This is a genomic window from Clostridium felsineum DSM 794, from assembly GCF_002006355.2.
Taxonomy (GTDB): Bacteria; Bacillota; Clostridia; order Clostridiales; family Clostridiaceae; genus Clostridium_S; species Clostridium_S felsineum.
Genome location: NZ_CP096980.1, coordinates 3,801,339 through 3,814,783 on the forward strand (window position 1 = coordinate 3,801,339; position 13,445 = coordinate 3,814,783).

Consider the following 13,445-nt stretch of genomic DNA (forward strand, 5'->3'; position numbering starts at 1 on the left):
TTAACATAATATCAACATTTTAATCTTTACGTTTTGCTTTTGCTAACAATTATTGCTTTTTCAAGTAAATTTAATTATTTACATATAAAATTATTTGTGGTAATTTATTATTATATTCTTAAAAGTTTACACTTGTACAAAAAGGGGGAAATTTTTTTATGTCAAAATCAAAGATTTTAAGTCTTTTAACATCTATCGTAGTGACTTTTAGTACTTTAGCAAATTACTCCATTACAATCCACGCTGCTGCAAAAGATAATGCAGTCTCTATTACTAATCAAACTGGAACGGATGCTGCTATAGCTAACGATGAAAAATTAATAGAAATGCTTAAAAAGAATGGAACTATCCCACAAAATGCAACATCTGACGAAGCTTATAAAATTCTAAACACCTATCTTTCTAAAAATAAAACCAAGGATACTAACGACCCTACAAAATTAGATATTAAATCTGTTCAAGGACTAAAAAAATATAGTAAAGAAGCAATAAGCAAAGGGCTATTACAAAAGAAAAACAAAAAAAATAATCCTCAAACCACTTGGGATGGAAGTGTCACTAAAGACAAAACTCTTGTAATTTTAGTTGAATTTCCAGACTTATCTCATGATACTTTAACTCCTAAGGATACCGATATGTACTATAAGGACTATCCAACCTCGCATTATCAAGATATGATATTTGGACCTAATGGTTATACAGGTCCAAATGGTGAAAATTTTGTTTCTTTAAAACAATATTATAATAAACAATCAGGTGGAAGCTATGATATAAATGGAACTGTTGTAGGTTGGTATAAAGCTCAGCATCCTGCTGCTTACTATGGTGCAAATCAGGGAGGAGACAATAGTCCACGTGCACGTGATCTCGTAAAAGAAGCATTAACTGAAGCTGCTAAACATATAGATCTGAAACAATTTGATGTAAAAGATCCTTACGACCTAAATGGTGATGGTAATCTTAACGAACCTGATGGTATAATTGACCATCTAATGATTATTCATTCAGGAATGGGCGAAGAAGCAGGTGGTGGCTCAATAGGAACCGATGCCATATGGTCACATAGTTCAAAAGTTTATGATATGGAAAATGGTACTGCAAAACCTTGGAAAATACCTGGCACTGATATGTCAGCATATCCATATACTATTATGCCTGAAGACGGAGCTGCTGGAGTATTTTGCCATGAATTTGGACATGATTTAGGCCTTCCTGATGAATATGATACTCAATATTCTGGCAAAGGTGAGCCTGTAGGTTATTGGTCTATAATGTCTGATGGAAGCTGGTCTGGAACTATTCCAGGAACTGAACCTTCTGGCTTTAGTGCATATGATAAGGAATACTTTCAAAAAAGATATGGCGGTAACTGGTTCCATGGTAACACAATTGATTTATCTCAATTAGATAAAAAAGGTAAAAAGTACACTCTAGATGCTGCTAGTGAAAAATCCGTAAATAATGATTTTGTTAAAGTCACTCTTCCTAAAAAATCCACTACTATAACTAAACCTTCAAGTGGAAATTATCTTTATTTTAGTGGAAAAGGTGATAATTTAAGTAACTCTATGTTAACTACTATAGATTTAACAAATGCCACTTCTGCAGATTTTAACTTTAAAACTTGGTATAACATAGAACAAGATTGGGATTATGGTTCTGTTCAAGTACAGATAGCTGGTACTAATACATGGACAAGCATTCTAGGGAACATCACTACAACTACTAATCTAAATAATCAAAATCCTGGAAATGGAATCACCGGAAAATCTAATGGTTGGACTGATGCAAAATTTGACCTTAAAGATTATATTGGTAAAAAGATCACATTAAAATTAAATTACTGGACCGATGCTGGCGGAGACATGGATGGTCTTTATGTTGATGATTTAAGCCTTAATATAGACGGAAAACAAGCTTTTCTTGATGATGCTGAAGGCACTGCTAGCCATTTTATATTAAATGGTTTTACTAAGGATAGCGGTGTAAAGCTTACTGATCAATACTACTTAATGGAGCTTAGAAATCACTATGGAACAGATAGTGGACTTGGTCATATTAAACGTGGTGCAAGCATTATGTCTTATGACCCTGGCGTACTTGTATGGTATGTTGACAATCTTTACAGCGATAATTGGACTGGTATCCATCCTGGACATGGTTTCTTAAGTGTGGTTGACGCTGACCAACATTTATTAAGATGGAGTGATGGAAGCCTTGCTGAAAATAGATATGAAATGCACGATGCAGCTTTTACAACAAAAAAATCCGAAAAAATGTTCTTAGATTATACTAATTCTTCAACACCTAGAACTTTAACTGATGATGTAATTTCTAAACATCCTACCTTTGAGGATGATAGAACTTATATTACTGATGAGCTTCCAGACGTAGGTGTATTACTTCCTCATTTCGGTTTAAAAATGAATGTAATTGATCAAACAGATGACAGTAGTCATGCTAACATAGAACTTAAGCTAAAATAATTATATAAATATACTGCTCACTAATATAACTGTAGTGAGCAGCTTTTTCTATACTTCACTTATAAAATATCTACAATCTTCTAAAAAATGCTTAGCTGCAACAGAAAGATATCCACCTTTTTTCCATACAATTGCAGTTTTAGTTTTAAGTCTTGACTCCTTAATTTGAGCATACTTTAAATTTATGTTTGGAATAATACCAATCCAGTCTTTTGGTATTATAGCCACCCCCATACCTGTTTTAGCCCATAATAATATTGTTCTTGTGTCCTCTATTTTACCAAGCACTCTTGGTTGAAATCCTGACTGCTCACATGCCTCTATTATCATTTTTTCATACCTTCTATGTATTAATAAAGGTTTGTTTTGGAGCTCACTCATATCAATAAATTTGGGTTCATTATACCAAAATAGATTTTCACTAGCTGCTGCTATCATAGGTTCTTCTGGAAGAGATATTGACTCATACAATTCTGAGTTCAAAGGTGTTCTTATAATACCAATTTCTATTAGTCCATTATTTAATAACTCTAATATCTCATGTGTATCACATTCTCTAACATGAAAGTTTATATTTTTGTACTTTTTATGAAAGTTATAAATCCAATTTGGCAAAAGAATATCTCCTGCTGAAGATATAGCTCCTATAGACAATGTTCCTTGAAGTCCCTCATTAAAATCTCTTAACTCTTTAATTGTTCTTTCCTTAAGTTCTAACATCTGTTTTGCTCTATGTAAAAGCATTTCTCCTGCATTAGTTAATTTAATACTTCTAGTATTTCTCTTAACTAACGTAACAGATAATTCATCCTCAAGAAGTTTCAATTGATTACTCAAGTGTGGCTGAGCAATATGCAATTTCTCAGCAGCCCTTGTTATATTCCCCTCTTCAGCTATACCAATAAAATATTTAAGTTGTTTTATATCCATCCTAAATCCCCCATTACTTATACATAAAAATATATAAATACTATATTTTTTAGATATTTTTATTATATATCAGTTTTTGCTACAATAATATTTGAATTAGAGCTCTAATTAATTAAATTAATCGTTTTAGGGAGGACGTATGGAGATTTTTTTAGGATTTTTACTTTCATTCTTTTTATTAATATTAAGTGTAATAAAAAATATATTTATTGGTTATGCGTTGATTGGATGTTGGGTAATTTTCACGCTAATTGCAATAAAAAAAGGCTATAGAATAAAAGAAATAATAAAGATGTCTTACAATGGAGGAAGAGAGGCTTTTATAGTTATAAAAATTCTCCTTATAATTGGCGGCGTTATTGGAATATGGATGGCCTCAGGAACAATAGCTTCAATAGTATATTACTGCTTAAAATTCTTAAATCCATCATTATTTATTCTTTTCTCTTTTCTGATTTGCTGCTCAGTCTCATTTTTAATAGGTACTTCTCTAGGCAGTATAAGTGTAGTTGGAATACCATTAATGATAATAGCGCGAAGTGGACACGTGAATTTAAACATAGTAGCTGGAGCTATTATTGCTGGAGTTTATTTCGGAGATAGATGTTCTCCAATGTCTAGTAGTGCAGCACTTGTTGCTAATTTAACTAAAACAAACCTGTTTACTAATATGAAAAATATGATTTATTCTTCAATAATACCTTTTTCACTTTCTTTATTTTTTTATTACATTTTATCTATATATGAGCCACTTAAAAACATGAATAATAATTTATCCTACAAAATTTTAGGATCATTTGATGTGAATTTTATTATTTTATTTCCTGCTATAATTATATTGATACTCTCAATATTTAAAGTAAAAATTTATTTTTCTGCGCCTATCAGTATCCTTATAGCTTCTATAGTTGCCGTACACTTTCAACATTATAATATTAAAGATGTGCTTCAATTCATTATTTTAGGCTTTAATACAAATAATCATAGCTCACTACATGCTATATTAAAAGGTGGCGGTATTGTTTCAATGCTGAAACCAAGTTTAGTAATGTTTGTTTCCTGCTCTCTTTCTGGTATTTTTAAGGGAATAAATATATTTGATAGCTTCAAAAAAGCAATTATAAATAAAAGTCTAAATAAGCATAAGCTGTTTAGTGTAATTTCTATAGTTAGTATAATAACTGCAGCCTTTGGCTGTAATCAAACAATTAGTTCTGTTATGACTAATGAAATTATGAAAGATTGTTACAAAAACACTAGTAAATATAGATTTGCACTTGATCTCGAAAACTCTGGAATATTAATTGCAGCATTGATTCCATGGAATATTGCTGCACTTGTACCAACAACAACTTTAAATGTAAGCGCCATAAAATATATTCCTTTTGCCTTTTATTTATATATATTACCTATTATATATTTTATATATTTAAGATTTTCTAATAAATTTTTAAAAACAAATTTAAACCTGCAATAATATTTTAAAATTTATATTTAAAGAAAAATAGCTTAAGCACTTTTGCTTAAGCTATTTTTTAATTGTTATTTTTTTAAGCTAGCTCCATTAGTAGCTATAACTTCTTTATACCAGTAGAAACTCTTTTTCTTATATCTTTCTAAGCTTCCACTTCCATCATCATGTCTATCAACATATATAAAGCCATATCTCTTTTTAAGTTCAGCAGTAGACGCGCTTACTAAGTCTATACATCCCCAAGTAGTGTATCCCATAAGTTCAACACCATCTTGTATTGCCTCTCCTACCTGAACTAAATGATCATTTAAATAATTAATTCTATAATCATCATTTACAGTTTTATTACCATTTTCATCTATTATTAACGCATCTACAGCACCCAAACCATTTTCAACTATAAATAAAGGTTTTTGATATCTATCATATAATAGGTTTAATATGTATCTTAAACCCTCTGGATCTATTTGCCATCCCCATTCTGAAGCCTTTAAATATGGATTTGGTACTCCAGAAATAATATTTCCTGCACCTTCTTTATTCTTTTCTGGATCAGACGTAGCACAAGAACTCATGTAATAGCTAAAAGAAATAAAGTCTACTGTATTTTTCAATATTTCCTCATCGCCTGGTTCCATTTTTATTTTCACATTATTTTCTTTAAATAATCTATCCATATACTTTGGATATTTTCCTCTTGCATGAACATCTGCAAAGAAAAGATTTTCTCTATCTTGATTCATTGCTTTAAGCACATCGCTTGGTTTTGAGGTTAAAGGATAGTTTGGTACTCCAAGAATCATACATCCTATTTTAAATTCCGGATTTATTTCATGACCTATCTTAACTGCAAGAGCACTAGCAACTAACTCGTGATGCATAGCTTGATATAAATCTTGTTTGCTTAACTTTTCTTTTGGTGTCCATATACCAGCACTCATATAAGGAGCGTGAAGTGCTGAATTTATTTCATTAAAAGTAAGCCAATATTTCACTTTGCCTTTGTATCTAGTGAATATTGTTCTAACATAATTTTCAAAAAAACCTATTAATCTTCTATCAGTCCATCCATCATAATTTTTAGCAAGTGCAAGCGGTGTTTCATAATGTGAAATTGTAACTAAAGGTTCAATACCATATTTAGCTAGTTCATCAAACACGTTATCATAAAATTGTAAGCCTTTTTCATTAGGTTCTTTATCATCACCATTTGGAAATATTCTAGACCACGCAATAGAAAGTCTAAAAGTCTTAAAACCCATTTCTGCAAATAATTTTATATCTTCTTTATATCTATGATAAAAATCTATACCTACAAGCTTCATATTATCTGATGTTGGCTCATCAGTTATAGGTCCTCTTATACCTTTGGGCATTATATCTTGAATAGATAAGCCTTTACCATCCTCATTATATGCTCCTTCAAATTGGTTAGCAGCTGTAGCTCCTCCCCACAAAAATCCTTCTGGAAATTTAACTCCCATGATTACTCCTCCTCTTTTTCGCATAATTTTATTATATCTAAAATTTTACATAGTATCCTCTGAATCTATGAAATTTTAAATCACCTTAATCAATTCATCTTTCACTTTTACATCTCTATCTACTAATGATAACACTTCTACATTTGAATCTGCGTTAGTAACAATAACTGGTGTTATTACGTCATATCCTTCTTTTTTAATTGCATCTATATCAAATTCAACTAGTAAATCTCCTACTCTTATTTTGTTACCTTTTTTTACGTGAGCTGAGAAATACTTGCCTCCCAAATTTACTGTATCCAAGCCTACATGTATTAATATCTCCAGTCCATCCTCTGATGTAATACCTATAGCATGTTTTGTTTCAAATAAAGCGGATACTACTCCATTAACTGGTGCTACTACTTTACCAACACTTGGTATTATAGCTACACCTTTTCCCATTATTTCCTCGGAAAAGGTTACATCATCCACTTGTGATAAAGCTACTGCTTTTCCCTCTATTGGTGCTACCACTAAAGCTTCTTTATTTTTTTTATCTAATTTATTTTCTATTTCCTGTATTTCTTCTTTATCTTCTTCATTTACTGGATCATCAAAGCCAATTATCCAAGTTAACACAAACGCTAAAACCATAGCAATAACTCCTGTTATTATGGCATTAATAAAATTAGAACCACCCTTTGGATTAACAAATTGGACTATTGCTGCAATTGATGGTGTAGCATAAACATAAACCTTTAATGATACAATTCCTGCATAAATACCAGCTATACCGCTAGCTATCATGCTTGCTATTAACGGTTTCTTATATTTTAAAGTAACTCCGTACATCGCTGGTTCTGTTACACCTGCTAGAAGCGCTGAAAAACTTGATGCACTCGCTACCTGTTTTAAGTCTCTATTTTTAGATTTAAGTGCCACTGCTAAAGTTGAAGCTCCTTGAGCTAAATTAGAAGGAAGCATTGCAACTAAAACTAAAGTTTCATATCCTGGATTTTGTAGGCTTACTAATACTATAGGTATAAATGCCCAATGCATTCCTGTCATAACTATAAGCGGCATAAATGCAGCCATTAGTGGGAGAGCAATCCAGCCTGCTTTAGCTTGAATTGCATACATAATTCCTGCTAAACCTTTACCCAATAAGTATCCTATTGGTCCAACAGCCAATATAGCGATTGGCATAGCTATAAGTACTATTAACATTGGTTTTAAAAAGTTCTTTGTGACAGATGGTGTAATTTTATCCACGAAACTTTCTATGTACTTCATTATCCACGCCATAATAATAACTGGAATAACCGAATAGGAATACGTTGCTGCTGTAACTGGTATACCTAAGAAGGCTACATGAGAACTAGACAGCAATTTTGTAAAATCCGGATATACCATAACAGCTACTACTGCACCTAAAGTATATGGATTAACATTAAACTTCTTAGATGTTGAAATCACAAGTAACATTGGTAAAAAGTAAAAAGCAGCGTCCCCTAATGCATATAATATTTTATATGTTTGACTTTGCGTTGATAAAATTCCCATAGTAGTAAGAAGAACAATTAAAACTTTTACCATACCTGCACCCATAAGAGCTGGTAGTGTTGCTGACATACTTCCCGAGATAACATCTAGTATACTTGAAAATATGTTTTTCTTTTCTTTAGGTATTTCTTCTTTAGAATCTTCATCAAATTTACCTAGTTTTAATAATTCTTTATAGCATTTTGAAACATCATTTCCTATAATTACTTGATATTGACCGCCTTTTCTCATAACGCCCATAACACCTTTTATTTTCTTAACTTCATCATCACTTATGTTATTTTCATTTTTTAATACAAATCTAAGTCTTGTCATACAGTGAGTAACGCTTATAACGTTATCTTCACCGCCTATTTTTTCTAATATTTCTTTTGATACTATCGAATAATCCATAATGCTAATCCTCCATTTAAAATTAATTTTAATGAAGTAAAGCCCATAGACACTTTGCCTACAGTAACAACCTTGCATTTTTTATCCCTTTACAAAAAATACCTAAGGGTATGTAAAATGATCTTTACACCTCTTAGGTATAGCCTGCATTACCAGTAACAATCCAAATTTTTATTCAGTTTGTTTTGTAATTCTGTTTATATGTACCGCTAAATACATCATTTCTTCATTAGTAAGCTCTGTTTTGAACTCTTTTTTTATATATTTTTTAATTTTTTCTGCACACAAATATGCCTCACGACATCTCTCTCTCATAATTTCATAGAGTTTCTTATCCTCATCTTGAATTTCACTTCCATTAAATATCCTCTGAGCAAAAAACTTTAAATGAGTAATAAATCTCTCATAATGAAGCGAATACTCGTCCAATTCTAAGTTATAATGAAATTTAACTATATTTAAAATACGTTGAATCATTTTAGTTATATCCATAGTTTCACTTACATTATTAAAATTCAATTGAGCATTCACTATGTGTAGTGCAATACTTGCCGCTTCATCCTCTGGCAAATCAATTTTAAGCTTCTTCTTTATTATTTGAAGAGCCTCTTTTCCTATCAAGAATTCATGATTATAAAATCTTTTAATTTCCCACAATAAGGCATTTTTGTATTGAAAGCCTTTGTTTACTCTCTCTATGGCAAAATTTATATGATCAGTTAAAAGTATGTATATGTTGTCGTTAAGTTTTTTACCAAGTGAATACTTAGCATATGAAACTATTTCATTAGTTGTTTGTATAACTTCTAACGGAATATCTGATAGCAACGCTATTAGCTTATTAGAATAATTTTTATCTTCAAGAGCGTAAACCTTTTCTATTTTGTCCTTATTAATTTCATCCCCAATTCTTCTTTTGAAACCAAGTCCACATCCCATTACAAGAACTTCTTTGCCCGTATTATCAAAAGATTGGATCAAATTATTATTTATTATCTTTACTATCTTCATGAGTATTCCCCTTTTTAGCGAACATCACTAATATAAAAATTAAATAATATCTAAAAAATATTTATGAAATAAAAAAAGACCATACCATAAATAATATTCTTAAATATCATCTATAAATCGGTAAAGCCTGCATTACCAGTAACAACCCTTTTTTCTTATGATAATGTTATCATACAATTTTTAATATGTCAATTTATTATATTAATAAAAAAACTACAGACAAAGCTGTAGTTTTATATAATTATCCCCTTTATTAAAACCCACTATATACAATTATTTATTTTCATTAAAATGTAATACAATTTCATTATTTTCATAAGCAACCTTTACTGAATATCCACTCTTAAGTCCCGTTGTTACTACAGATGTAAACTTATCAGTATATCCATTACAAGTTATAATAGTTTGTTCTTTTACTGGTACATATCCTTTCGAAAAATTAAGTTTTAAAGTTCCGTTAAATACTGCTCTTCCTTTTACTTTAATCATATCATTTTTATCTTTAAGATTTGCCTCAAGTATACCTTTATCACCTTGGGTATATGAACCATTAATTGATAATTTGTCTACTTCCTTGGTAACTGTACCACCATTATTGACAACATCTCCATGACCAAAAGCCTTCTTTGAATCTGCTTCTAAATCTCCTCCATCAATTTCCGTTCCACCCTTGTACTTATTATTTCCTTCTAATTTTAGTTTTCCCGTTCCTAATTTAATAAGTTTACCATTACCTGAAATATCATTACGCCAACTGTCTTCAGCATTAAAGCCACCTTTAGAAGCCTCCATATTAACTGTAACATTATTTACCAAGGCTCCATATCCGTCTGCAGCCTCATAAAGATTTAAGCGTCCCCAACCCTCAGCATCATCTAGCACTGGATAACCAGATGGAAGCCCTGTTGTATAAAGTACCCATCTACGATCATCTGAACTTAAATAAGGAAAACGTGTTTCTAGTAAAACTTCTGCCCCTTTTGGAACCACCATAGGCTTATTTTTATCTCCAATGCGAGGGAATCCATAAGTTAATCTTTCAATATAGTTTTTCTTATTCTCAGAGTAATTACTAAACCTATCCTTTGAAACAGCATTTTCTTTAACTATAAGTTTAGTTTGTGCCTCATTATAAGCAGCATTCTTAACCACTTCATTATTTTTATTATTAAGGGAAGAGGCTGCAATAGCTGTTGCCATAACTCGTCCACCCATTACATCTAATGGAGAATGCATTCCAGCAATTATCCTATCATTTCCAAGCTCAGAAGCTCGTGTTAACATTTCTTGATAGCGTTCTGGTGCTGCATATGCTAATGCCAATGCTGATATAGTTGCAGCATTGGTATGCCCACTTGGAAACCCTCCATCAGAACTTGGGTTAGAACTTTTCTCTGGGACAAGCGTTGGCAATACTTTTACCTCTGAACTCCAGCGCCATGGGCGCGGATATTGATAATAATTTTTTGCAGGAGTAGTTGATGCTGCACTATTGCGCATAGTATTCACTAGCTTAACCATGTTCCCTAAATTAGAAGTTGTTTCCGCCCAATTTCCATTTTCATCACCATTATCCGTATATTGAACACTCACAGCATCTAAAGGAATATTATTAGGTATTGTAGTTGCAGCCTTTGCCTCTCTTATAAAAGCATCTGTATATTCTCCAAGTCCATCTATAACACTATAATTTTGATTTCTTCTATCATCAAGATATGCCTGATTATTTTCCGCATCAGTTCTATCTGAAGTTATTTTTATTACTTTTTCAATATTTAAATTTAAAATATCCGAATTTAACTTTGTGCCATTATCCCAAGAAGAACCTGGCTTCCAAAGCTTTAAATATCCAGAAAGTATACCTATGGCTGGATTTGTATTGGTATTCATATTATTAGTATTGTTATTTTGCCATGTGTCTACAAAATATCCGTATTCATTAGGATGGGGTGAAATTTCACTATTACTTAAACTGCTAGCGAAAATTACACTTGAAGAACCTTGAGATATTAAAATAGTAAGAGCTATTGACAAAAAAGTCTTCTTAAACTTCAAGTAAATCATTCCCTTCAAAGAAAGTTTAATTTATAACCTCTTGTTTTTTACATTATAACTTTAAATTGCTTCATTATTGTTATTCTATAGTTAAAGTCTTGTTAATTATAAAAGCCTTAAGATTCCAATAAAATCTCAAGGCTTATTATCATATGTTTTTAGATTGACTTACAAGTGTTTCTGATGATTTAGTTATTTCATCTATTGTTGCATTTATTTCCTCTGTAGCAGAAGCATGATTTTCAGCAACTACGTTTACTTCATTAATCTGATTTATAATTGACTGAATAGAATTTCGCATTTCAATAAGCATTTCAGAAACTTTTTTTGCGGATTCACTACTATTTTGAGATAATTTTCTCATCTCTTGTGCTACTACTGAAAATCCTTTTCCCGATTCACCTGCTCTTGCTGCTTCTATAGCTGCATTTAATGCTAAAAGATTAGATTGAGAAGCTATATTCTTAATACTTCCTATTGTAGAATCTGTTTCATTAATTTTATTATTTGTATCATTTGCCTCTGATAAAACGTCTTCAATTACACTAGAAAGCTTTTGAGATCCTTGCGTTATTTCATCAATAGCTCCACTAGTTTGGCTTAAAGAGGAAAATAAGTTTTCTGCAATGTTCTCAATTTGAAATTGCGTTTCTATACTTTTCCCTACACCAATAGCTCCAATTACTTTTCCACTTTCGTTTTTTACAGGATACGCAATAGCTTTAAATGCAACTCCATATGCTTCCTTCGGAACTACTGCAGAAATTACCCTTCCTTTTTCCATTGCGATAACCAATGGATTATCATTAGGAACTAAATCTCCAACATTGAAGTTTATAGGCACTTTTTCATTTTTATATACTTCGATGGCAATTTTATCTTTATTAACTATACATGTAGCTATCTCTTCTTGTATCAAATCATTTAATAATGGCAATACATATTTAAAGGCTTGAAGAATGTCTTTCTCCATAATTTACCTCCTGAATTTTATCTTTAGTTATACTATTATTAAGTATTATTACTTATCGAATGAATTAAAGAGTTACTTTATAATAATACGAATCTTCTATTTACACATAATAAAAAAACTAGTGCATCCGGAACACTAGTTTTTTTTATTATATATTAATTTGCTTGTTTTGCATTATATGCTAAAGCTAATCTATTTGTATTTTTAAGTATAACATTAAATCCAACAAAGAATCCTATTCCACATATTAAACTTCCAAATATCATCCACATAAGTACTGTTGTACCATTTTCAGCAAAAGTTAAATTGTAACGTGGCGCATTCTCTTGTAGTCTATTACCAACTCCATAGTACCAAAACCATGCATAAATTCCACATGTAACTATTGATAATAAAATAAATTGTATAAGTCCGGCAGTATTTCTTCCATCACCATCACATATTACATTAACATCTTGAGATACCTTATATATAGTGTAATAACTGTATATTCCACATGTTATAATTCCTAACAATGCATATTTCCATATCGATTTGTTTGTATCAAGCATTATAAATTTCCTCCATCTTTTGTAAATCAAATTAGTTTAAAAATTTTATAAATGAAACCATTTTTAATATTTATACTAATAACAGTACCATCCGGATTTAAAACTCTAAATATGTATACCGTTATAAATAAAACAACTGCAATACCTATTAAAATTTTATATATTTTATTAGGAATTTTCTCTTTAAACAAAAATATAAAAATGTAAATTGCAGGCACAAAAAATAAAGGGTGATAATAAAATGCACCTTTAATATCCAAATGTAGTAACCGAATCCAAGCTCTAGTCATACCGCATCCCGGACATGAAATACCTGTTAAAAATTTAATAGGACATCCTATTCCAACTAAACTAAAAAATGCGTATAATACAACCATAGCAAGTCCAAATTTAATATATTCAATAACTTTTATATTTTTCATATCGTAATACCCATCTAAAATATATTTATGTATTTTTTCCCCTTTAATTATATCATAGTTTTAATCATTTTACAATATTTTATGTTTTTCTTTAATATCGTCATGTTCTAAGTTTATTTTA

General features: G+C 30.8%; 10 protein-coding genes. 2 read left to right on the forward strand and 8 right to left on the reverse strand.

Features of this window, described 5'->3' with window-relative positions; all coding sequences use genetic code 11:
• The first annotated feature begins 158 nt into the window (after positions 1-158).
• Positions 159-2,486 carry an immune inhibitor A gene (locus CLFE_RS17825; RefSeq protein ID WP_077894370.1) on the forward strand — a complete coding sequence of 776 codons (2,328 nt, stop codon included), beginning with the start codon at positions 159-161 and terminating at the stop codon, positions 2,484-2,486.
• Positions 2,487-2,534: 48 nt separating this feature from the next.
• On the opposite strand, the gene CLFE_RS17830 is transcribed toward CLFE_RS17825, so the two are convergent.
• On the reverse strand, positions 2,535-3,416 hold the full coding sequence (locus tag CLFE_RS17830) for a LysR family transcriptional regulator (protein WP_077834079.1): 882 nt from the start codon (positions 3,414-3,416) through the stop codon (positions 2,535-2,537).
• Positions 3,417-3,555: 139 nt separating this feature from the next.
• On the opposite strand from CLFE_RS17830, the gene CLFE_RS17835 reads away from it, so the two are divergent.
• Complete coding sequence (locus tag CLFE_RS17835; RefSeq protein ID WP_077894369.1) at positions 3,556-4,893, forward strand: Na+/H+ antiporter NhaC family protein; 1,338 nt, start codon at positions 3,556-3,558, stop codon at positions 4,891-4,893.
• A 65-nt stretch (positions 4,894-4,958) separates the two neighbouring features.
• Here the strand turns inward: CLFE_RS17835 and CLFE_RS17840 are convergent, their stop codons facing one another.
• The 7 genes from CLFE_RS17840 to CLFE_RS17870 form a co-directional block, all read right to left on the reverse strand.
• Positions 4,959-6,374 (reverse strand): glycoside hydrolase family 1 protein, encoded by a 1,416-nt coding sequence (locus CLFE_RS17840; RefSeq protein WP_077894368.1) that lies wholly within the window; start codon positions 6,372-6,374, stop codon positions 4,959-4,961.
• Between the two features lie 75 nt (positions 6,375-6,449).
• Positions 6,450-8,312, reverse strand: a complete 1,863-nt coding sequence (locus tag CLFE_RS17845; RefSeq protein WP_077894367.1) for a beta-glucoside-specific PTS transporter subunit IIABC — start codon at positions 8,310-8,312, stop codon at positions 6,450-6,452.
• 171 nt (positions 8,313-8,483) lie between these two features.
• Positions 8,484-9,323: a BglG family transcription antiterminator LicT gene (gene licT / locus CLFE_RS17850; RefSeq protein ID WP_077834083.1), complete on the reverse strand. Its 840-nt coding sequence runs from the start codon at positions 9,321-9,323 to the stop codon at positions 8,484-8,486.
• A 273-nt stretch (positions 9,324-9,596) separates the two neighbouring features.
• Complete coding sequence (locus CLFE_RS17855) at positions 9,597-11,378, reverse strand: acid phosphatase (RefSeq protein WP_077894366.1); 1,782 nt, start codon at positions 11,376-11,378, stop codon at positions 9,597-9,599.
• Positions 11,379-11,526: 148 nt separating this feature from the next.
• The gene (locus CLFE_RS17860; protein WP_077834085.1) at positions 11,527-12,351 is read right to left on the reverse strand and encodes a methyl-accepting chemotaxis protein; all 825 of its coding nucleotides are present in this window, start codon (positions 12,349-12,351) and stop codon (positions 11,527-11,529) included.
• A 155-nt stretch (positions 12,352-12,506) separates the two neighbouring features.
• Positions 12,507-12,902 carry a DUF4234 domain-containing protein gene (locus tag CLFE_RS17865; RefSeq protein WP_077834086.1) on the reverse strand — a complete coding sequence of 132 codons (396 nt, stop codon included), beginning with the start codon at positions 12,900-12,902 and terminating at the stop codon, positions 12,507-12,509.
• Between the two features lie 26 nt (positions 12,903-12,928).
• A complete protein-coding gene (locus tag CLFE_RS17870) occupies positions 12,929-13,324 on the reverse strand; it encodes a DUF2752 domain-containing protein (protein WP_077894365.1) in 396 nt (131 codons plus the stop codon).
• Positions 13,325-13,445 lie beyond the last annotated feature (121 nt).